This window comes from Microbacterium sp. NPDC060132 (assembly GCF_042729675.1).
GTDB lineage: Bacteria > Actinomycetota > Actinomycetes > Actinomycetales > Microbacteriaceae > Microbacterium > Microbacterium sufflavum.
In genome coordinates this window covers 1,206,366-1,226,378 of record NZ_JBHWXU010000001.1, presented here as the reverse complement: position 1 = coordinate 1,226,378, position 20,013 = coordinate 1,206,366, and the positions used below count along the sequence as shown (strand labels likewise).

The following is a 20,013-nucleotide window of genomic DNA, read 5'->3' as shown; positions in this document are numbered from 1 at the left end:
TCCGCGACGCATCGGCTCAGCGCAGCGGGAGGATGCTCGTGGGCGCCGGGGCCTGCGCCTCATGCCGCACGCCGAGCGGCGCACCCGTGCGCTCGTCGAGGTCGAGCAGCGTCACCGTGTCGGAGCGCTGCCCGGCGACGAGCAGCTTGCCCTGATACACGAGGTGATGGCGCGGCCAGTCGACTCCGGAATCGGCGAGCGCCACCGGCTCCAGCGCCTCCCCGCTGCCGCGCACACGCAGCGCCGCGATCGTGTTGCTGCCGCGCAGCGCCGTGTACAGGAACTGCCCGTCGCGCGTGCGGGCGAGCTCGGCGGGGAAGTCACTGCCGACCTGCGCCACCGGGCTCGCGGTCGTCGCCGACACCACGCTCCAGGTGCCGTCGGCCGCCGCCGCCAGGGTGAACACCTCGCACGAGTACTCCGTGACCACGTGCAGGTGCCCGCTCGGATGCACGACCATATGACGCGGTCCCGTGCCCTGCGGCAGCACGACCTCCTGGTCGAGCGTCAGCCCGCTGCCGGTCAACCGCCAGAACCGCACCAGGTCGAAGCCGAGATCGGTCGTGACCACGCGGCCGTCGGGCAGGAACGCGGCCGAGTGCGCGTGCGAGGCGCGGTCCGGTCCGCCGTAGGGGTCGGTCGCGGCCACACCGTCGCCCGCGGGGGTCGCGGGGGCCGCGTCGGGGTCGCCCTCGCCAAACAGCGCCGCGCGCAGTGCCGCCGCCGCATCCTCCTTCGCCGGCACGAGCCGTCCGTCCGCCGCGATGCCGAACCGCACCACGCGTCCGTCGCCGTAGCAGCTCGCGATGAGGGTCTGCCCGTTCGGAGACACCGCGACGTGGCACACGCCGTCGCCCGTCGCCACCGGATCGCCCAGGGGCGCGAGGGCCGTGTCACCCGTGCGCGCGAACGCCTGCACGGCCGCATCACCCTCCAGCGCCGCGTACACCACGTCGAGACCCGGGTGCTGCGCGAGCCACGACGGCGACGGGGTCGCCGTCACCGCCCCGCGATACGCGAGAGTGCTCGCCTCGCGACCCTCGTCGCCCGCGAGCACGCCGATGCCCTCGGCGGAGCCGTCCATCGCGGGGCCGTAGCCGCCGAGCCAGAAGCGCGTCACGGTCGTCTCCCCTCGATCAGTCGAGCAGATCGTGGCGCACGATCACCTGGTCGCGCTCGGGGCCCACGCCGATCACCGAGATGCGCGTGTTGCTCATCTGCTCCAGCGCCAGCACGTAGTCCTGCGCCGTCTGCGGCAGGTCCTCGAAGGTGCGCGCGGTCGAGATGTCCTCGCTCCAGCCGGGGAAGTACTCCAGGATCGGCTTCGCGTGGTGGAAGTCGGTCTGGTTCACCGGCACCTCGTCGAAGCGCTCTCCGTCGACGTCGTAGGCGACGCACACCGGGATCTGCTCGAGCCCGGTGAGGATGTCGAGCTTGGTCAGCACGAGGTCGGTGATGCCGTTGATGCGCGTGGCGTAGCGGGTGATCGGCGCGTCGTACCAGCCGACGCGGCGCGGCCGCCCGGTCGTGGTGCCGAACTCGAAGCCCTGCTTGCGCAGCCACTCGCCCTGCTCGTCGAACAGCTCGGTCGGGAACGGGCCGGAGCCCACGCGCGTCGTGTACGCCTTGACGATGCCGACGATGCGGTCGAGCGCACCGGGACCGACACCGGAACCCGTCGAGGCCCCACCGGCCGTCGCCGACGACGACGTGACGAACGGGTAGGTGCCGTGGTCGATGTCGAGCATGGTGGCCTGGCCGCCCTCGAACACCACGACCTCGCCGCGGTTCAGGGCCTGGTCGATGAGGTAGCCGGTGTCGGCGACCATCGGGCGCAGCCGCTCGGCGTACGACAGCAGGTCGTCGACGATCTCGTCGCACGTGACGGCGCGGCGGTTGAAGACCTTCACCAGCAGGTGGTTCTTCTGGTCGAGCGCGCCCTCCACCTTCTGGCGCAGGATGTTCTCGTCGAACAGGTCCTGCACCCGGATGCCGACGCGGTTGATCTTGTCGGCGTACGCGGGACCGATGCCGCGGCCCGTCGTGCCGATGTTGCGCTTGCCGAGGAAGCGCTCGGTGACCTTGTCGAGCGTGCGGTGATACTGCGTGATGATGTGCGCGTTCGCGCTGACCTTGAGGCGCGACACGTCGATGCCGCGGGCCGACAGGGCCTCGAGCTCCGAGAACAGCACCTCCAGGTCGATGACCACGCCGTTGCCGATGACCGGGGTGACCCCGGGCGACAGGATGCCGGAGGGCAGCAGGTGCAGCGCGTACTTCTCGTCGCCGACGACCACGGTGTGCCCGGCGTTGTTGCCGCCGTTGAACTTCACCACCCAGTCGGTGCGCTCACCGAGAAGATCGGTGGCCTTGCCCTTTCCTTCGTCGCCCCACTGCACGCCGACGATCACGATTCCTGGCATGGGTTCTCCCCTGCTTTCGCCGGGTTTGCACCGGCCGATGAGCTGGCCCTCTTCGGGCGTCCCCATCCTATCGGGCGGCCTCCGACACCCCTCCGGCGGTGGATGCGGCTGAGGGCGGCGTCACTCGACCTCACGACGGAAGCGCGCGAAGCACTCGATCGCGCTGTCGCGGCCATCCTCGCCGTCGAGGTCCGCGATGTCCTCGATCCGGGCGGTCATCGATCTGGCGAGATCGCGGATCCCCGACCCGTCGTTCTCGAACAGGGGCCCTCGCGCGGACAGCGACGACTGCGCGTCGACCAGCGACGACTCGCCCCGCTCGAGCCGCTGCATCGCGTGCGTCATCTCCGCGAGGACCGAGCGGTTGTAGTCCGACAGCATGGCTGGCCTTTCGGTGGGGATGGACGCTCAGCGCGTCCGTACGAGGCGGTTCGACGAGCGGAGCCGCTCCGGCATCACACGCGCCGTCGCCGTCGCCAGCCTGCGATCGTCGGGGTCGCCGAGAAGGGGCACGAAATCCTCGGGAAGCCAGGAATCCCGGTCCTCCGAAGGTTCCGGAGCCGGCGACATGCGGGAGATGTGGAGGAGGCCGTTGGCGGACTCACGCAACTCGCCGTCGACGAGATGCGGGCGCACGAGTTCGGCGTAGTCGGGAGCGAACCAGCTCAACCAGGGCGCCTCGACGGGGAGCCCGGTCCACTCGCCCCACTTCGCGCCCGCCACCGGCGGCTGGTATCTCGACGGCCGCACGTCCGCGCACGCGTAGAAGCTGCCGCAGCGCGCGGCCAGGTCAACGAAGAACGCCTCGACGGCCGCGGCCGGACGTGGCTTCACCAGTGTCGTCGCGTCGAGCACCAGCCCGAGACGCTGGCGCTCCCCGATCTGCTGATGCGACCACTCCTCGAGGTACCCGTACTCCAGCGGCTTGCGTCCGGCGATCCGCATCCGGTCCGTGGCGCACTCCTCCCGGTAGAACCGGTCGAACCCCGCTGCGCCTTCCTTCGCGAACTTCAGCGTCGGCGACCAGTGGCCGAACGCCCGGGGCAGCGCCCGCGGGAACAACTCCTCGGCCGCCCCGACGTAGTGCGCGGCGAAGTCGGCACTGTGCTCGTCGATGACGCGGAACCACTCCAGGTGCAGGAACAGCTCAGGCTCCGCGGGACGTGCGGCGGGCGGGGGCGGATCCTCGGTCTGCGCGTCGACCACCACGCCGTCGACCCGTGTGGCCAGCCGCGCCGCGAACGCGAGGGCGAGGGCCGTGTTGGCCTCGACCTCCTCGTTGTACGCCACGGAGATGCTGTAGTGCACGCGTCGCCCGGCGAGGTCGGCCCGCCCCTCCGGCATCTCCTCGCGATCCCGGCGGCTCGGTCCGTCGACGAGGAAGCAGTGGGAGCCCCCCTGCGCGCGCACCACCGCCGAGATCCCCGCGGGTTCCGCGGTCACGTCGGCATGGAGCGCGGCGTCCTCCGTGATCACAGAGACCAGGTCACGCGGTCGCAGCGAGCGCTTCCCGTAAACCTCAACGTCGTACGACACCGTGCATCCCCTCCCGTGCGCGTCTCCCCATCCTGACGTACCGCCGTGCCGTCGCCGGACCCGGGGGCGTCAGTGCCACCCCTCGGAGACCACTGTCGTCATCGGGTGCCGCCCTCACGCAGGGGGATGTCGGTGCGTGCGCCGGCTGCGACGCGGACGAAGCGGTCGATGCCCTCCGGATGCGCGTCACTGACGTTCAGCAGTGCATGGAACGGGGTCGGCGGCCGAGCGTGGACCGCAGGACCGTCCACCGGCTCCGACCAGGATTCACCTGCGAAGTGCAGCGTCCGCAAGAACGCTTCCAGGTCGAGCGGATCGTCGACCAGGACCTCTTCCGCGCGCTCGACGACGAGGACGTAGGCACTCGCCGGCAGCCATTCGTCCAGGGAGCGGAGGCAATCGCTCAGCGCCGGCCAGTTCTCGCCGAAGCCGTCGAAGAACTGGAGAGCGGCACCGAACTCGTTCATGAGTCCTTCGTAGGACCGCATCTTCCATCCGCGCAGGGTGCGCACGCACACGTCGTCCCGTCCTGGCTCCGCGTAGAACCACGAGGGGATCCATTTCTCGCGACCTGGCTCGCCGTGACCGACGTACACCCACGGGCCGCCCGTCGTCCAGAGGAAGTCCCGCGCGGTCGACGAGGGACCTGCACCCGATTGTTCGAGCGTCATCGGCGTCCCTCCCCCGGCCGCGCGCCCGACCTGGCTTGCACGTCGCGCGCCCGCGCATAGTGCGCCTCGATGCGCAGGGCCTGGGGCGAGCCCGCGGCGGGATAGCGCAGAGACGCCGGCATGACGGCGGCCGCCCTGCGGCATCGCTCGTCGACGGCGGGGTCGAACACTCCCCGGTAGTCGGCGGGAATCCAGGGGTCGCCGCTCAGTGCGCGCAACTCCTCCGCCTCGGCGGGGTGTTCGGTCCAGCGCAACAGGGTTCCCCGCGCCGTGGCCGTCGTTCGCGCGGGGTCGAGGTGCGGCGCGACGAGCTCGGCGTACTCCGGCCCGAACCAGGTCAGCCACTGCGGGTCGGTCGGCAGCCCGCTCCACGGGTCGTCGAGGTTCACGTCCATGGACGGCTGCGCGGTCCCGTATCGCCTCGTGCTGACCTCGGCGAAAGCGAAGAAGGAGCCGGTGCGTTCGGCGAGGGCGACCACGAACGACTCGACGGCGCCGAGAGCCTTGAGCTTCACGAGCCGATCGAGCTCGAACTTCAGCCCGATCGTCTGCGTGCGCCGGCTCAGGTCGTTGGTCCAGCCGTCGATGGTCCCGTGCTCGATCGGCTTGCCGGCGAGGATGAGGGTGCCGATGTAGCAGGACTCGCGGTACATCGTGTCGAACAGGGCGTCGTCGTCGCGGGGGAACCGCCCCTGGAAGGGTTCGTGCGTGCCGAAACGCGAGGGTACCCCCGGCCGGAAGAACTCGCGAGCGGTGCGGAGATAGATCGCGGCGAGGTCCTGGTCGTTCCGGTCGTCGAGCAGGCGATACCAGCGGAGGTGCAGGAAGCGCGGGCGCGGGGGCTCGGGTTCCGGCGCGGGCTCTGGTTCGCGCGGCTCGACGGTCTGCGAGTCGATCACCGTGCCGTCGATGCGCTCCGCCAGCCGCGCCGCGAAAGCCGTCGCCGCCGCCAGATCGCGCTCGTCGACACGGAACGAGAACCCTCCGTCGGACTGCACGGCATACGGCACGTGGATGCTGTAGAGCACCGTGGAGCCGGCCGCCTCCGTCCACTCCTCCGGGATGTCCTCCGGCTCCAGCAGATTGGGCCCGTCGAGCTCGAACGCCGCCGCACGGCCGCGCTTGTGCACGATGGAGGAGATCGTCTGCGCGCGCCGGTCGACCGTGGCCTTCAGTCCCCGCACCGACGACACCACCTTCGCGAGTTCCTTCGCCGTCAGCGAGACCTTTCCGTACACCTCGAGGTCGTACGACATCGAGCCACCCCCTCCGCATCGTCTGCCCCATCCTGTCGTACGCAACGGACACCGGGTGGCGGTGGGCAGGATTCCGTGCCGCTACAGTGTGCGACGGAGGTCGGTATGACACGGTGGTGGCCCTACGCGCGGCTCGCAGCATCGGCTCTCGCCGTGGCGGCCATCGTCGCCCAGCTCCTGCGCACGCTGGAGATCGCGCGCGACGCCGACACCGCGTGGGGCGGCCACCTCCCCACCGTGATCGCGAACTTCTTCAGCTTCTTCACGATCGAGTCGAACGTGCTCGCGGCGGTCGCCCTCGCCGCCGGGGCCGTGTGGGCGCTGCGCCACCGCGACACGACCGACCCCGAGCCGCGCTGGCTCGCGGTCCTGCTGATGTGCGCGAGCAGCTACATGATCGTGACCGGCGTCGTCTACAACACCCTCCTGCGCGGCATCGCCCTGCCGCAGGGTGCCACGGTCGCGTGGTCGAACGAGGTGCTGCACGTCGTGATCCCCCTGCTGATGCTGCTCGACGTGCTGGTCGCCCCGCGTCGACGCGCACTGCGGTGGAGCGCCGTCGCGGTCGCGGCGGTCTTCCCGATCGTCTGGGTCGTGTACACCCTGGTGCGCGCGAACCTCGTGGTCTCCCCGGGGACGGGCGAGCACTGGTGGTACCCCTACCCGTTCCTCAACCCGCACCAGCCGGGCGGCTACGGGACCGTGGCGCTGTATGTGCTGCTGATCGCCGCGATCATCCTCGCCACCGCCGCACTGGTCGTGTGGGTCGGCCGCCGACGGGGTGTCGTCCGCGCGCAGTGACGGCGCGGTCAGTCGAGCGCGCGTCCGCTGCGCGCGGCGGCCGCGGCCAGCTGACGGTCGAACGTCGCGAGACGGCACCCGTGATGCACGGCCGTGGCGAGCACACACGTGTCCCGCATCTTCAACCGGTGCTCGGCGCGCAACCGTGCAAGAGCCAGCGGCTCGTCAGGGCCGAGGGCCGCGACCTCGACGCCGATCTCTTTCAGGTCGTCCCAGGCCTGAGCCTCGCGACCGACCCTGGCCGGCCCGACCAGCACTTCGGCGAGCGTGAGCGGATGCACCAGGTACGGCGGCGGCGTGCGCTCGAGCATCTCCAGTGCCGCCCGGTGGTGCGCGTCGCGGTCGTCGAGCAGACCGATGAGCACACCCGCGTCGACGACGATCACTCGTCCCAGCCTTCGCGGACGCGCTCCAGGTAATCGTCGCCGTAGACACCCGAGTACCGTCCGGCGAGAGAACGGAGTCGCTGCGCCCGCCGGGCATCACGCTCATCCGCGTGCTCTTCGACAGCGCGGGCGCCCTCCTCGAGAAGGAGGAGGATCAGGGCACTGTCGCGCTCCTCCTCCGGCCACCGCCGTCGTGCCACGTCAAGGGCGCGGGCGACCTGCGGCGTGTGCGTGATGTTGGTCCGCGGGTGCTTGGTCGGCATGCGTCAAGTGTAACACCAGCAGTCTGCGGTGTAACACCGACGTCGACGAAAGCGGACATCACCCGGGTGATCGCCCGCCGCTGATCTTGTGGAGCGCGTGACCCGGTGTCACGCTACCCCTGTCGCCACCGAACCGTTGGGTGCAGCGGACGGTGGCGTCGGGCTCCGCCCTTTACCCCGCCAAGGACGGCACCCGACGAGGTGCTCTCGCGCCGCCCAGGGGGCTGATCGTCGCGAGAGCACCCCGACGAATCCGATCAGGCGGGCAGCAGCGCCTCGCGCTCGTCGTCGTCCGCCGCCGGGTCGCCGGTGAGCAGCGCCGCACCACGGGCATCCGGGTCCACGTCGAGGTAGCGGTCGAGCGAGTCGTCGAGCTCCTCCAGCCAGGGCGTGTGATGCACGGCGGCGAGGGTGCCCGTCATGACCGAGGCGTACACGCGGTCGCGGTACCCCATGATGTCCGCCTTCTTGTCGCGCTTCCACGCCAGGAAGATCTCGACGACGCGGTCGAGGTCGAACGCCGGATAGTCGGTGCACTCCAGGAGGTCACGGATGTAGTCCGCCTGGAAGCGGATCTCGGTCGCCGCCGAGTCGATCCGGTCGAAGCGCTCCCGCCACTGCGCGATCGAGGCCGCCCGCTCCGCCTCGTCGGGGAGCTCGATGCGACCGAGGATCACGTCGCGCACGAACCACGCCTGCGCGTCGAACATGTTGAACGTGAACCACTGGTCCTGCGCGCCCAGGTACGCCAGCCGCGGGTTCTGCTGCCACAGCACACCGCGGTAGAGCCCGTCCGGGTAGACGTTGTTGGGCGACGACAGTGCGAGGTCGCCCGGGAGGAAGGGGTACCGGTGCAGGTAGCCGGTGCAGAGGATCACCGCATCCACGCGCGTGGAGGTGCCGTCGGCGAAATGCGCCACGCTGCCGTCGAACCGTTGCACGACCGGACGCTCCTCGAAGCCCTCCGGCCAGTCGTACCCCATCGGCGCGGAGCGGTAGCTGGCGGTGACGGAGCGGGCGCCCATCTTGAACGCCTGGCTGCCGATGTCCTCGGCGGAGTAGCTCGACCCGATCACGAGCACGTCGCGGCCGGCCAGCGCTTCGGCACCGCGGAAGTCGTGCGCGTGCGAGATCGATCCGGGGAAGGTCTCGATGCCGTCGACGTGCGGCACGTTCGGGAAGGAGAAGTGCCCGCTGGCCACCACCACGCGGTCGAACTCCTCCGTGGTCGTCGCTCCGGTGGGCAGGTGCTCGCTGGTGAGCGTGAACACCTCGCGCTCCTCGTCGAACTCCACCCAGCGCACGGCGGTCTGGAAGCGGATCAGGTCGCGCACCCGCGTCTTCGCGAGGCGTCCGGCGATGTAGTCCCACAGCACGGGGCGCGGCGGATACGACGAGATCGGACGGCCGAAGTGCTCGTCGAAGGTGTAGTCGGCGAACTCCAGCGCCTCCTTCGGGCCGTTCGACCACAGGTTGCGGTACATGCTGGAGTGCACGGGCTCGCCGAACTCGTCCAGTCCGGTGCGCCAGGTGTAGTTCCACTGGCCGCCCCAGTCGGCCTGCTTCTCGAAGCAGACCAGGTCGGGGATGTCCGCCCCCGCACGGGCCGCGGACTCGAAGGCCCGCAGCTGTGCCATCCCCGAGGGGCCGGCACCGATGATCGCTACTCGTTCACTGTTCGTCACGTATGGTCCTCACACTCGTCGTCATGTATCGGGCGCAGCCGTATCCGGGTGAGGAGGACAGTCCTTCTCCGGGGGGAGCGGAACGCTCGACCTGCCCGGACAGTGGCTGCTCTTCGACGTTAGCAGTGCCCCACCGGCGGCCTGGCGGGAAAGCGACGACGGCTGTCGCTCCCGAGGATCGCCCGCTGTCGGAGGCCGGTGGGAGGATCGGACGGTGCCGCACACCCCCGCGCCAGAGCCCACGGTCGAGCAGCGCGCGCCCGACCGCCGTCAGGGCGTGCTCGTCCTCCTCGCCGCCGTGGTCACGGTGGTGCTCTGGGCCTCGGCGTTCATCGGCATCCGCGGAGCGGGCCCGCACTACGACCCCGGTGCACTCGCGCTGCTGCGCATGGCCGTCGGCACGCTCGCGCTGACGGTGATCGCGCTCCGCCACGGCATCCGCCTCCCCGACCGGCGGCAGTGGCTGCTCATCGTGCTGTGGGGCGTCGGCTGGTTCTGCGTGTACAACCTGGCCCTGAACAGTGCGGAGCGCACGCTCGACGCGGGGACGGCGGCGATGGTGGTCAATCTGGCTCCGCTCATGGTGGTGGTGTTCAGCGGACTGTTCCTGCGGGAGGGCTTCCCTCGCCCGCTGATCATCGGCGCACCCATCGCGTTCCTCGGCGTGGTGCTGATCGGCATGAACTCCACGAGCAGCACCGGTCCGGACATCACCGGGCTCCTGCTCGCTCTGCTGGCCGCGGTCATGTACGCCGGATGCACGCTGTTGCAGAAGCACCTGCTGAGCGGGGGTGCCGACGCGACCACGCTCACGTGGCTCGGCGCGGCCGCGGGCACGGTCGCCCTGCTGCCGTGGATCGGTCCGCTCGTGGCCGACGTGCAGTCCGCGCCCCTCGACGCGACCCTGTGGGTGGTGTACCTGGGCGTGTTCCCCACGGCGATCGCATTCACCACCTGGGCGTACGTGCTGCAGCGCAGTACCGCGGGCAAGACCTCCGCCACGACCTACGTCGTCCCGGCGCTCGCGATCCTGATGTCGTGGATGATCCTGGGCGAGGTGCCGACGCCGCTCATGTTCGTCGGTGGCGCCCTGTGCCTGCTCGGGGTGCTCATCACGCGCCTGCGCTGGCGCCGCGCCCGCTGATCCGCGGGTTCCCCGAGGCCGACGCCGCCCTGTTCGGCGGGCGCGCGTCCCGTCGTTGCGATTACGCTGGTCGGCGGAGGGGCACGACGTGGTCCCGCGTGTGAACGAGGGAGACGAACCGACCGATGACCGAGCCCGACGCGCAGACTCCGCCGACGATCTCCGCACCCCCGCCCCCGCCCGCTCCCTCCGCCGCGACCTCGCCCGCCGCCACCCCGGCTCCGACGCCCGCGCCCGGCGAGAAGCCCGCACCCACCGAGGCCGAGATGGCCCGCGCCACCGGCGTGCTGAAGACCATCTCCGACGCGTACTCGGCGAAGATGGTCGGCCAGGAGCGTCTGCGCACCAGCCTGCTCGTCTCGCTCATCGCGGGCGGCCACATCCTGCTGGAGAGCGTGCCGGGTCTCGCGAAGACCACCGCCGCGAGCACCCTGGCCGACACCGTGAAGGCGCAGTTCAAGCGCATCCAGTGCACGCCCGACCTGCTGCCCAGCGACATCACGGGCAACCAGATCTACGACGCCGCGACCGGCACGTTCCGCACCGTGCTCGGCCCCGTGCACGCCAACTTCGTGCTGCTCGACGAGATCAACCGCTCCAGCGCCAAGACCCAGAGCGCGATGCTCGAGGCGATGCAGGAGCACCAGACCACGATCGGCGGCGAGATCCACCCGCTGCCGAAGCCGTTCCTCGTGATCGCGACGCAGAACCCCATCGAGCAGGAGGGCACCTACGAGCTGCCCGAGGCGCAGATGGACCGGTTCCTGCTGAAGGAGATCGTCGAGTACCCGAGCCCCGCCGACGAGTTCGAGATCCTCAGCCGCATCGACTCCGGCGTGCTCGACCCCGACCGGCACGTGTCCAGCGCCGTCACGCTCGACGACGTGCACCTGCTGCAAGACGTCGCGAGCCGCATCTACGTCGACCCCGCGATCCGCAACTACATCGTTTCGCTCGCCTACGTCACCCGGAATCCGGCGCCGTACATCGGCGAGGAGCGCGCCCGCTACATCAAGTACGGCGCCAGCCCCCGCGCGAGCATCGCGTTCCTGCAGGCGTCGCGGGCCCTCGCCCTCCTGAACGGACGCGCGCACGTGCTGCCGGAGGACATCCGCGCCCTCCGGCACCTCGTGCTGCGCCACCGCGTGCTGCTGACGTTCGAGGCCGACGCCGAGGGCATCCGCAGCGAGGAGATCATCGACCAGATCTTCGCCTCGGTCCCCACGCCCTGACGCACCGCCATGGCCAGCCTGATCACCCAGGTGAAGAGCAAGCTCTTCATCCACTCGTCGCGCAAATCCCTGCACGCGCTCGACGGCGCCTACGCGTCGCTGCTGCACGGACGGAGCCTCGACTTCGAGGACCTGCGCAAGTACGAGTACGGCGATCAGGTGCGCGACATCGACTGGCGCGCGACCGCCCGGCTGGGCACGCCGCTGGTGAAGCGGTCGCGGGCCACGCGCATGCACACCGTGATGTTCGTGGTGGACACCGGTCGCTCGATGGCCGCCCTGGCCGCCGACGAGCGCTCGAAGAAGGAGCTCGCGATCCTGGCCACCGGGGCCCTCGGCGTGCTCACGCTGCGCCACGGCGACGACTTCACCGTGGTCTACGGCGATGCGTCCAGGGTGCGCCGCCTGGCTCCCGGTCGCAGCGAGGGCGCCCTCGAGCACGCCCTGCGCACACTCGATCGCGCGGTGGACGACGCGGCGGCCCCGAGCGACCGCGACGCGCTGCTGTCGTTCGTCACCCGCACCGTCGCCCGCCGCATGATCGTGGTCGTGCTCACCGACGAGGCCCCGGTCACCTCCGAGACCGAGCGACTGCTGCGGAGGCTGCGCGTGCAGCACGACGTGCTGTGGCTCACGCTGCGCGACGCCGACCCCGTGCTCGACCACCGCACCGGGCGGCTGCGCGTCGACGTGGACAGCCGGTGGCAGGTGCCCGACTTCGTGCAGGGCGACCGCGGCATCGTGCAGGAGCTCACGGCGCAGCGCGATGCCGACGCCGCCCGCCTCGCCGACCTCCTCACCCGCATGGAGATCAGCCACGCCGCGCTCGACGGACAGGACGACGCCGTGCCGCAGCTGCTGCGGCTGCTGAACCGGAGGTCGAATGCCCGGCTCTGACGAGCTCTACCCGCCGGCGCAGTACGGCTGGGGCTGGATGCTGCTCGCGCTCGGCATCCTGGCGCTGCTGGTGCTCGGCGCGTGGCTGCTGATCGTGCTCACGCGACCCCCGCGCACCGCGGCCCCGGCCGCCACGGGCGCGACGCCCTCGACGCTCGACGTGCTGTCGGTGCTGCGCACGGAGTACCTCGACCGCATCCAGGCCGTGGAGAACGACTACCTCGGGCGCCGGCTGTCGGCGCGGCAGGCCAACCTCGAGCTCAGCCGCGTGGTGCGCGCGTTCGTGAACGAGTACAGCGGCCTGGAGGCGCCCGTGCTCGCGCTCGACGACCTGGTCGCCCGCGGCGTGAACCCGGCCCTGATCGACGCGATGGGCCGGCACTACTACCCGAGCATCTTCCGGCAGGGTCCGGCGATCGACCCCGTGGCGGGGGCCGCGGCCGCCAGGACGGTGGTGCGCGCATGGCACTAGCGAACGTGTGGATGCTGATCCTCGCCGCGGCCGTCGTGATCGTGGCGGTCGCGGTCGGGCTCGTGCTGGGGTTGCGGCGGCGGGGCGGTCGTGCGGCCGGTGACACCGCGCGGGTCGCGCGAGCCGAACGGCTGCGCACGCTGCCGTCGTTCCGCCAGGCGCTGTCACGGCGGGTGCTCGCACTGTCGGGGATCCTGGCGCTCGGCGCGGTCGCGGCGCTCGTGGCCGGCGTGGTGGCCGCGCGACCCATGGCCGCGCAGACCATCCAGCCGGTCAACAGCAGCCGCGACATCATGCTGTGCCTCGACGTGTCGGGGTCGATGAGCGAGGTCGACGTCGAGGTGCTGTCGGTGTTCGAGGAGCTGCTGGACGGCTTCGAGGGCGAGCGCATCGGGCTGACGATCTTCAACAGCTCGCCCGTGCAGATCTTCCCCCTGACCGACGACTACGACTTCATCCGCGAGCACCTGACGAGCATGGTGTCGAGCTTCGACTACGTCGACCGCATCCCCGAGCACTGGGTCGGGACCCTCAACGGCGACGGCGCCTCGCTGATCGGCGACGGCCTGGCCGCGTGCGCGATGGGCTTCGACCATCCCGACGACGACCGGTCGCGGTCGGTGATCTTCGCGACGGACAACGAGGTGAACGGCGCCTCGATCGTGACGCTGCAGGAGGCGGCGGCGTACGCCGCGTCGAACGGCGTGCGGGTTTTCGCGATCAACCCGGTCGAGGGCAAGGACGCCGCGGTGAGCGCCGAGCTGACCGCCGCCGCCGAGGCCACCGGCGGCGCGGCCTTCGGTCTGCGCGACACCACGACCGTGTCGGACATCGTCGACCAGGTGCAGGAGCAGGACGCGACGGCGTTGCGCGGTGAGGCGCAGGTGGTGTGGACCGACGCCCCGAACCTGTGGATCGCGGTGCTGTCGGTCGTGGCGCTCGGCTTCGTGCTGCTGGCGTGGAGGGTGCGACTGTGATCTTCCAGCCCGTCCTCCCCCTGATCCTCGTGGTGCTGCTGTGCGGTGCCGTGGCCGCCGCCGCGGTGTGGATGCTGGTGCGCGCACCCCGGGCCGGCGGCGAGCGCGTGACCGACCGCCGTGCGATCGCCGCGCACCGCTCGCTGTGGGCCCTGCGACTGCTGATGGTGCTCGCGTGCTTCGCGATGCTGCTGCGCCCTGGCATCCCCGGCGGCGCGACCCAGACCCTCGCGACCGACACCGACGTCGTGCTGGTGGTCGACACCACCGCCAGCATCGTCGCGGAGGACTGGGACGAGGGCTCTCCGCGGCTCGACGGGGTGCGCGCCGACGTGCGCGAGCTGGTCGCGCAGTACCCGGGGGCACGGTTCGCGATGATCACCTCCGACGCGTCCGCCCAGCTGCGGATGCCGCTGACCACCGACACCACCGCGCTGATCGGTTCGCTCGACGTGCTGCGCCCCGAGGTCACCAGCCAGTCGCGCGGCAGCTCGATCGGGGTCGCCGCCGGGCTGCTGGAGGACACGCTGCGCTCCGCCGCCGAGGCCTCGCCGGACCGGTCGCGCATGGTGTTCTACCTCGGCGACGGCGAGCAGACCACGGGCACCACGCCCGAGTCGTTCGACAAGAGCGCGAAGTACACGGATGCGGGGGCGGTGTTCGGCTACGGCACCGCGGAGGGCGGTCCGATGCGGGTGACAAGCGGCGGCGTGAGCGGCGGCGAGGGCGAGTACATCCAGTACGAGGGCTCGGACGCGCTGTCGGTGATCGACGAGCAGAACCTGCAGACCGTGGCCGAGCAGCTGGGCGTGGAGTACCAGCACCGCACCGCCGACACCGAGCCCGTGCTGCCGGAGGCGCCGTCAACCACGACCAGCTACGCCGAATCGGGCGAGGTCGGCAACGTCACAGAGCTGTACTGGATCGCGGCGCTCGTGCTGCTCGCGCTCCTCGGGGTCGAGCTGCTGCGGGCGACCACGCTCATCGCGCGGCTTCGGGGACTCGCACCCGCCCGCCGCCGCGACTCCGTCGACCCCGCACCCGCGAGAGACGGAGGCGGCGCATGACCGCGCACGACGACACGGCGGCCGCGCTGCTGCGGTCCCACCGACGCCGCCGCCGCATCCGCCGCTGGGTGGCCATCGGCACGCTGCCGCTCACCCTCGCCGCACTGCTCGTGGTGGGCAAGATCCTGAGCATGTACGCGTTCGCGCACCAGTCGATCACGTCGTACGTGGTCGACGACTTCGCCGGGTCGGAGTCCGCCGCCCGCGGCCAGGAGTTCCTGAACTGGTTCGAGCCGTACAAGGCGCCGTACAACATCGGCACCGCCCTCGCCGGTGCGGAGGAGCTGCCGGCGGCCAGAGCGGAGCTGGAGCGGGCGCTCGACCTCGCCACCGGACTGGAGGTGTGCGCGGTGCGCATCAACCTCGCGCTGGTCGTGGAGCGGATGGGCGATGCGGCCAGGGCGGACGGCGACGGTGCCGCGGCCGCGGAGCTCTACGGCGAGGCCCTCACGCTCACGGTGGAGACGCCGGAGGAGTGCCGCAGCGAGGAGGCGCAGCAGCAGTCGCCCGACCCGCAGCGCGACATGTCCGACACCCTCGACGGCGCGGAGGACCGGCTCAAGCAGAAGCAGCAGGAGCAGGAACAGGAGCAGCAGCCGCAGGAGCCCGAGGAGCAGGAGCAGGAGGAGCAGCCGCAGCCGTCCGACGACAAGCTGCAGGACCTCCAGGACAAGCTCAACCAGGGCACGCAGGAGCGCGACCAGCAGCAGGGCGACGATCCGGGCGGCTCGGGAACGGACAAGCCATGGTGAGCGACAACGAGCGTCAGCGCGCCCGCTATGTGGGCGGGGCCGAGGGTGCGCCGCCCGTCCCTCCCCCCGGCGGGTATGCGGGGGCCAAGCGGCGACAGCCCGACCTCACACCTCCGCCGCTGCCCGCGGCACCGGTCGACGAGAAGCGCACCCCGGGCTCCGCGTTCGGCTGGATCGCCCTCGTCGCGGCGATCCTGTTCTCCCTGACCCTGCTCGGGGTGCTGGCCGCCGGCGGCACCGACCTGCTGTACGGGGTCACGTTCCTCGCCCTGCAGCTGGTGGTGCTCGGCGTCGTGGTCGCGGCGCTGTTCTCCCCCGGTGCACGACGGCTCGGCGCGATCGCCCTGGTGGTGACGGTGCTGCTGAACGTGGCGACCGTCGGCGCACTGAGCGCCCTGCGCACGTCCGCCTCGGGCGACTACGAGGGCGTGAAGACCGCGGAGCAGCGGCACGCGGAGGGGTATCCGGGCATCAAGGGCACCGACCCCCAGCAGGCGCTGTCGCAGCAGTCGCTGGAGGAGGTGCGGGCCACGGCCGACGAGCTGTTCGCGGATGTGCGCGCCCGGCTCACGGACGAGTTCGGCTACACGTGGACGCCGGTGGGCGCGGAAGACCTGCGGCCGGAGCGCAACGGCTACGGCGGCGAGTCGATGCTGTACGAGTTCACGACGGCCGCGTGGGCGACGAACGAGCCGGTGCAGGACTACGACCGCAAGCTCGAGGTCATGCGCGTGGTGAACGAGGTCGTGCTCGACCACGGGCTGTGGGATCTGTACGCGTTCAACGACCCGGCGAACTCGGGCATCGACCCGTCGATGATCGCGAAGCTCTACGGCAGCGACGACCCGCGCACGCAGACCACCTGGGAGTACTACACCGAGAACTACCCGGATCCGCTGCGGTTCTACGCCAACATCTACGACCTGTCGAACGACGTCGACGGCGGTTTCCGCACCTCGCGGGAGGCGCAGAGCGCCCGCACCGGCGAGCCACTGGAGGGCCTGCAGCTCGTGGTGATCGCGAGCGCCGTGCTGAGCGAGGCCGACCGTGCCGAGTTCCAGGAGAAGCTGCAGGACTACCCCGGCTTCGAGTGACCTCAGTCAGTCGCGCTGCCTACTCGTCGGTGTCCGCCTGGCGCCGGATGAACCTGTCCATGTTGGGCACCGTGAAGCTGACGTACCCCCGACGTTCGGCATAGATGATCCCCTTCTCGATGAGAGACTGCCGAACGCGACTCAAGGACGTCGCCGCGGTTCCGAGCTGCTCCGCGATCGCCGACGTGCTCGCCATGTCTCCCCCTCCCACGTCCACCATCGCGCGCAAGTACTGCCGCTCACCGGGAGTCGTGCGATCCCACCGAGCCGGGAAGAAGCTCTGATCGAGATCGGCGTTGCCTTCGGCGATTCCCGCGACGGCGATCTCACGATCGATGTTCCGATCGGGGGCGATGTCCCAGACGGCTTTCCCGAACGTCTGAAGGAAGAACGGGTACCCCTGCGCCTCGCCGAGGATCGCCTCCAACGCATCATCGGAGATCTTCGCTCCCAGCGCCGTCGCTGGGTTTCTGACCGCGGCTCTCGCTTCTTCGTCCGGCAGCGCCCCGACCTCGCGGATCGTGAACCGCTCCGCGTAGGAGCGGGCCTCCGCGAGCGTGGGGCGAAGCGTCGACAGTCCCGCTCCGATGATGAAGAAAGGCCAATCCGACTGCACTGCGCGATGCTGAACGGCGAGGAGCGCCGTCAGCAGATCGACATCCAGGTCCTGCATCTCGTCGACGAAGATCGCCAACGCACTGTGTTCTTCCTCAGCGGCTGAGCCAGGTCGGCCACGAGTTCTTCGAGATCGACTTCGAGGAGCCCGGAGTTCGCACGATGGTCGGAGCGGTCCACGCCGAGGTTCATCGACACGCCCGCGACGGTGGACGAGAACGCCGAGATCGTCGAGATCGCCGTCTTGACCTCCTCGACGGCGGAACGGAATCGAGCCATCTGCCGTCCTGCCATGGCGATGCCTCGTCCGAGCGATTGACGAACGGCCAGCCGCCCGGACTGACCCGGCCTGGCTTCGAGCTGGACCGTCACCCATCCGGCGCGGCCGACCAGCTGCTGTAACTCATTGAGGAGGACGGTTTTTCCCACTCCGCGGAGGCCGTACATGATGAGACCGCCGAGCTCGGGAGGACGCACTCCGGCTCCACCTGGGCAATCTACATCTTTATTGATCTTTATTGCCGAACACGAATATTTCGAGTGACCTCAGTCCCCGAGGGCGAGCAGCATTCGCGCCGCCACGTATCGAGCCTGCCCGAGCGGAGTACGGGGATCGTAGCCCAGGGTCTCGATCAGTGCCGTGAGCCGCTCCTGCACGCTCGAGTGATGCCGTCCCAGACGCACGGCAGCGGCGCGCACGCTGTGCTCGTCCACGACCGCATCGAGCAGTTCGCGATTGCGGGCGTCGATGCGGCTGAGGGCCACCACGTCGGGATGCCGGGAATCGCCGTCCGCGGTCTGCGCGACCAGGAGCAGGACGCCCAGGTCGGTCGCGTCGACGAATGGTCGCTCATCGCTGGTCAGCCGGACGGCCACGAGCGCCGCCGACCAGGACGAAGGCAGGTTCTCTGCACGCGCGACCGTGCCCGCACCGAGCCGCACCGCGCCGGAGGCCTCCCATGCGGACGCCGGCTCGACGTCGGCGGGGAGAATCGTCGCGCGCGTGAGGCCGTGGCGAGTGGCGACGATCGCCGACGGGTGCGCGGGCGACGGCGACGGATCGGGCGGCGACGCCACCACCCGCAGTGCTCCCGGGGCGAGACGCAGTCGGGGCAGCACCGCCGCCCGCTCGTCGACGGCCGCGTAGGAGCTGATGGCGAGCTCGACGGCGCCGTCCTCGCCGACCCGTCGCCGAGCGCGGATGATGCCGAGCGCGAGAGCGAGGCGTTCCAGGATCATCGCGTCGTTCGTGTGCAGCTCACCCTCCCGCTCGATCCAGACCACCGCGTCCGGGCCGCTCTCGCGCGTCGGCCAGGTCGAGGACAGCACGACGGGATCGATGCGGACGCCGTCGGCGCGGACGCGCACGACCTGCGCACCATCCCTCTGGCCGACCGTCGCGCCGCTGAGCACGGCCGCACCCCTGAGCATGCTCTCCACGCCGACGGAGCGGGAGACCAGCGCGTCGAAGTACGTCACGACCTTCAGAGTCTCGCTGGCATCGGGATCGAGGGCGGTGATCCGCCCCAGCAGATCTTGCATGTCGGGCTCCATCGCGCGGGGGTTCCACCCTACTGCGGCCGCTCCCGTCGCCGTCTCCTCGCTCCCGGCGCTGGCGGGCGACGGAACGGGCGACGGGAGCGGGTCGAGCAGGGGCTCAGGCGAGCAGGCGGTTCACCCAGTTGTCGCGGGCGGCCAGCATGGCCTGCGCGACGGCGGCGTGCGGGGCGAACATGTCGAAGCCGTGGAAGCCCCCGGCCCAGACGTGCAGCTCGGCGTGCACGCCCGCTTCCCAGAGCTTCGTGGCGTAGGCGACGTCCTCGTCGCGGAAGACCTCCGCGCTGCCGCAGTCGATGAACGCGGGCGGGAGACCGCTGAGGTCGGTGGCCCTGGCCGGTGCCGCGTAGATCGAGACGTCGTCGCCGCCCCGGCGGTCACCCAGGAGCGCCGTCCATCCGGTGAGGTTGGAGCCGCGGTCCCACACCCCGATGCCGTCGATCTGCCGCGTCGAGACGGTGGCGTCGCGGTCGTCGAGCATCGGGTAGATCAGCAGCTGCCCGATCAGCTCGGGGCCGCGCCGGTCTCGGGCGAGGAGCGCCGTGCCGGCCGCCAGGCCTCCGCCGGCGCTGCCTCCGCCGATCAGCAGGCGGGTCGGGTCGATGCCGAGCTCGTCCGCGTGGTCGGCCGCCCAGCGCAGCCCCGCGTAGCAGTCCTCCACCGGGTAGGGATCCGGGAACTCGGGGGCCAGCCGGTACTCGACGGTCACGATGACGCCGTTGTAACGCTCGGCCCAGTCCAGGAAGCCGACCACGCCGAGCCAGCGGTTCCCGATGATCATGCCGCCGCCGTGGGTGTGGAAGAAGCCGGGCCCGGTGCCGGTGCGGCCCTGCTTCTCGATCACCGACACCACGATCTCTCCGTCGTCGTGGCCGGTGATCGACACGTCGCGCCAGGTGAAGCCGCGCTCCGAGAGCACCGAGAAGATCTCGTCCTCGCCGCTGACGGGGCTCTCGCGCAGGAGCGGGATCATGTCGGCGGTGAGCGTGGGGGGCAGTTGGTCGCCGACCAGGGCGAGGGCCGCCTCCAGCTCGGGGTCGAACGGGGGACGGGCGAGCGTGTCGGTCATCAGAACTCCTTTGTCCTCGCCCCGACGCGGTGGCATGCCCCCAGGATCGTGCGGGCCGCACCCGAGGGTAACCCGCCACCTGCGGCGGATACGGGCCGATCACTCCGCCTTCCGTC

At 70.7% G+C, this 20,013-nt stretch carries 22 protein-coding genes; 9 read left to right on the top strand and 13 right to left on the bottom strand.

Annotated elements, in window-relative coordinates; genetic code table 11:
* Positions 1 to 16: 16 nt before the first annotated feature.
* The 6 genes from ACFWCH_RS06125 to ACFWCH_RS06100 form a co-directional block, all read right to left on the bottom strand.
* Positions 17 to 1,120 (bottom strand): beta-propeller fold lactonase family protein, encoded by a 1,104-nt coding sequence (locus tag ACFWCH_RS06125; RefSeq protein ID WP_247638076.1) that lies wholly within the window; start codon positions 1,118 to 1,120, stop codon positions 17 to 19.
* Between the two features lie 16 nt (positions 1,121 to 1,136).
* The gene (locus ACFWCH_RS06120; RefSeq protein WP_136030841.1) at positions 1,137 to 2,423 is read right to left on the bottom strand and encodes an adenylosuccinate synthase; all 1,287 of its coding nucleotides are present in this window, start codon (positions 2,421 to 2,423) and stop codon (positions 1,137 to 1,139) included.
* A 120-nt stretch (positions 2,424 to 2,543) separates the two neighbouring features.
* Positions 2,544 to 2,804 (bottom strand): hypothetical protein, encoded by a 261-nt coding sequence (locus tag ACFWCH_RS06115; RefSeq protein ID WP_136030839.1) that lies wholly within the window; start codon positions 2,802 to 2,804, stop codon positions 2,544 to 2,546.
* Between the two features lie 27 nt (positions 2,805 to 2,831).
* Positions 2,832 to 3,866 carry a hypothetical protein gene (locus tag ACFWCH_RS06110; RefSeq protein ID WP_378803136.1) on the bottom strand — a complete coding sequence of 345 codons (1,035 nt, stop codon included), beginning with the start codon at positions 3,864 to 3,866 and terminating at the stop codon, positions 2,832 to 2,834.
* Between the two features lie 191 nt (positions 3,867 to 4,057).
* A complete protein-coding gene (locus ACFWCH_RS06105) occupies positions 4,058 to 4,471 on the bottom strand; it encodes a barstar family protein (RefSeq protein WP_247638075.1) in 414 nt (137 codons plus the stop codon).
* Between the two features lie 155 nt (positions 4,472 to 4,626).
* Positions 4,627 to 5,886 carry a hypothetical protein gene (locus ACFWCH_RS06100; RefSeq protein ID WP_378803135.1) on the bottom strand — a complete coding sequence of 420 codons (1,260 nt, stop codon included), beginning with the start codon at positions 5,884 to 5,886 and terminating at the stop codon, positions 4,627 to 4,629.
* Positions 5,887 to 5,991: 105 nt separating this feature from the next.
* On the opposite strand from ACFWCH_RS06100, the gene ACFWCH_RS06095 reads away from it, so the two are divergent.
* Positions 5,992 to 6,687 carry a Pr6Pr family membrane protein gene (locus ACFWCH_RS06095; RefSeq protein ID WP_136030835.1) on the top strand — a complete coding sequence of 232 codons (696 nt, stop codon included), beginning with the start codon at positions 5,992 to 5,994 and terminating at the stop codon, positions 6,685 to 6,687.
* 8 nt (positions 6,688 to 6,695) lie between these two features.
* Here the strand turns inward: ACFWCH_RS06095 and ACFWCH_RS06090 are convergent, their stop codons facing one another.
* The 3 genes from ACFWCH_RS06090 to ACFWCH_RS06080 form a co-directional block, all read right to left on the bottom strand.
* On the bottom strand, positions 6,696 to 7,073 hold the full coding sequence (locus ACFWCH_RS06090) for a type II toxin-antitoxin system VapC family toxin (RefSeq protein ID WP_168443183.1): 378 nt from the start codon (positions 7,071 to 7,073) through the stop codon (positions 6,696 to 6,698).
* Positions 7,070 to 7,336, bottom strand: coding sequence for a hypothetical protein (locus ACFWCH_RS06085; protein ID WP_136037453.1), 267 nt, complete (start codon positions 7,334 to 7,336; stop codon positions 7,070 to 7,072). Before ACFWCH_RS06085 ends, ACFWCH_RS06090 begins: the two co-directional genes overlap by 4 nt.
* A 257-nt stretch (positions 7,337 to 7,593) precedes the next feature.
* Entirely contained in the window at positions 7,594 to 9,021 is a 1,428-nt protein-coding gene (locus ACFWCH_RS06080) for an FAD-dependent oxidoreductase (protein WP_378803134.1), read from the bottom strand.
* Positions 9,022 to 9,235: 214 nt separating this feature from the next.
* On the opposite strand from ACFWCH_RS06080, the gene ACFWCH_RS06075 reads away from it, so the two are divergent.
* The 8 genes from ACFWCH_RS06075 to ACFWCH_RS06040 all read left to right on the top strand — a co-directional run bounded on the left by ACFWCH_RS06075 (position 9,236) and on the right by ACFWCH_RS06040 (position 16,656).
* Positions 9,236 to 10,165 (top strand): DMT family transporter, encoded by a 930-nt coding sequence (locus tag ACFWCH_RS06075; RefSeq protein WP_206252092.1) that lies wholly within the window; start codon positions 9,236 to 9,238, stop codon positions 10,163 to 10,165.
* A gap of 125 nt (positions 10,166 to 10,290) precedes the next feature.
* The gene (locus ACFWCH_RS06070; RefSeq protein WP_205812810.1) at positions 10,291 to 11,397 is read left to right on the top strand and encodes a MoxR family ATPase; all 1,107 of its coding nucleotides are present in this window, start codon (positions 10,291 to 10,293) and stop codon (positions 11,395 to 11,397) included.
* 9 nt (positions 11,398 to 11,406) lie between these two features.
* Complete coding sequence (locus ACFWCH_RS06065) at positions 11,407 to 12,294, top strand: DUF58 domain-containing protein (protein WP_136030824.1); 888 nt, start codon at positions 11,407 to 11,409, stop codon at positions 12,292 to 12,294.
* Positions 12,281 to 12,766 (top strand): hypothetical protein, encoded by a 486-nt coding sequence (locus ACFWCH_RS06060; RefSeq protein ID WP_136030821.1) that lies wholly within the window; start codon positions 12,281 to 12,283, stop codon positions 12,764 to 12,766. The genes ACFWCH_RS06065 and ACFWCH_RS06060 overlap by 14 nt, the downstream gene beginning before the upstream one ends.
* Positions 12,757 to 13,743 (top strand): VWA domain-containing protein, encoded by a 987-nt coding sequence (locus ACFWCH_RS06055; RefSeq protein ID WP_378803133.1) that lies wholly within the window; start codon positions 12,757 to 12,759, stop codon positions 13,741 to 13,743. The genes ACFWCH_RS06060 and ACFWCH_RS06055 overlap by 10 nt, the downstream gene beginning before the upstream one ends.
* Positions 13,740 to 14,810, top strand: a complete 1,071-nt coding sequence (locus tag ACFWCH_RS06050; protein WP_136044726.1) for a VWA domain-containing protein — start codon at positions 13,740 to 13,742, stop codon at positions 14,808 to 14,810. The genes ACFWCH_RS06055 and ACFWCH_RS06050 overlap by 4 nt, the downstream gene beginning before the upstream one ends.
* Positions 14,807 to 15,562: a hypothetical protein gene (locus tag ACFWCH_RS06045; RefSeq protein WP_206252095.1), complete on the top strand. Its 756-nt coding sequence runs from the start codon at positions 14,807 to 14,809 to the stop codon at positions 15,560 to 15,562. Before ACFWCH_RS06050 ends, ACFWCH_RS06045 begins: the two co-directional genes overlap by 4 nt.
* Positions 15,556 to 16,656, top strand: a complete 1,101-nt coding sequence (locus tag ACFWCH_RS06040) for a hypothetical protein (protein WP_136029627.1) — start codon at positions 15,556 to 15,558, stop codon at positions 16,654 to 16,656. Before ACFWCH_RS06045 ends, ACFWCH_RS06040 begins: the two co-directional genes overlap by 7 nt.
* A gap of 19 nt (positions 16,657 to 16,675) precedes the next feature.
* On the opposite strand, the gene ACFWCH_RS06035 is transcribed toward ACFWCH_RS06040, so the two are convergent.
* The 4 genes from ACFWCH_RS06035 to ACFWCH_RS06020 form a co-directional block, all read right to left on the bottom strand.
* Positions 16,676 to 17,350: an ATP-binding protein gene (locus ACFWCH_RS06035; RefSeq protein WP_378803132.1), complete on the bottom strand. Its 675-nt coding sequence runs from the start codon at positions 17,348 to 17,350 to the stop codon at positions 16,676 to 16,678.
* Positions 17,302 to 17,748 carry a hypothetical protein gene (locus ACFWCH_RS06030; RefSeq protein ID WP_378803131.1) on the bottom strand — a complete coding sequence of 149 codons (447 nt, stop codon included), beginning with the start codon at positions 17,746 to 17,748 and terminating at the stop codon, positions 17,302 to 17,304. The genes ACFWCH_RS06035 and ACFWCH_RS06030 overlap by 49 nt, the downstream gene beginning before the upstream one ends.
* Before the next feature lie 69 nt (positions 17,749 to 17,817).
* The gene (locus ACFWCH_RS06025; RefSeq protein WP_247638067.1) at positions 17,818 to 18,813 is read right to left on the bottom strand and encodes a hypothetical protein; all 996 of its coding nucleotides are present in this window, start codon (positions 18,811 to 18,813) and stop codon (positions 17,818 to 17,820) included.
* 115 nt (positions 18,814 to 18,928) lie between these two features.
* Positions 18,929 to 19,897, bottom strand: a complete 969-nt coding sequence (locus ACFWCH_RS06020; protein WP_378803130.1) for an alpha/beta hydrolase — start codon at positions 19,895 to 19,897, stop codon at positions 18,929 to 18,931.
* Positions 19,898 to 20,013 lie beyond the last annotated feature (116 nt).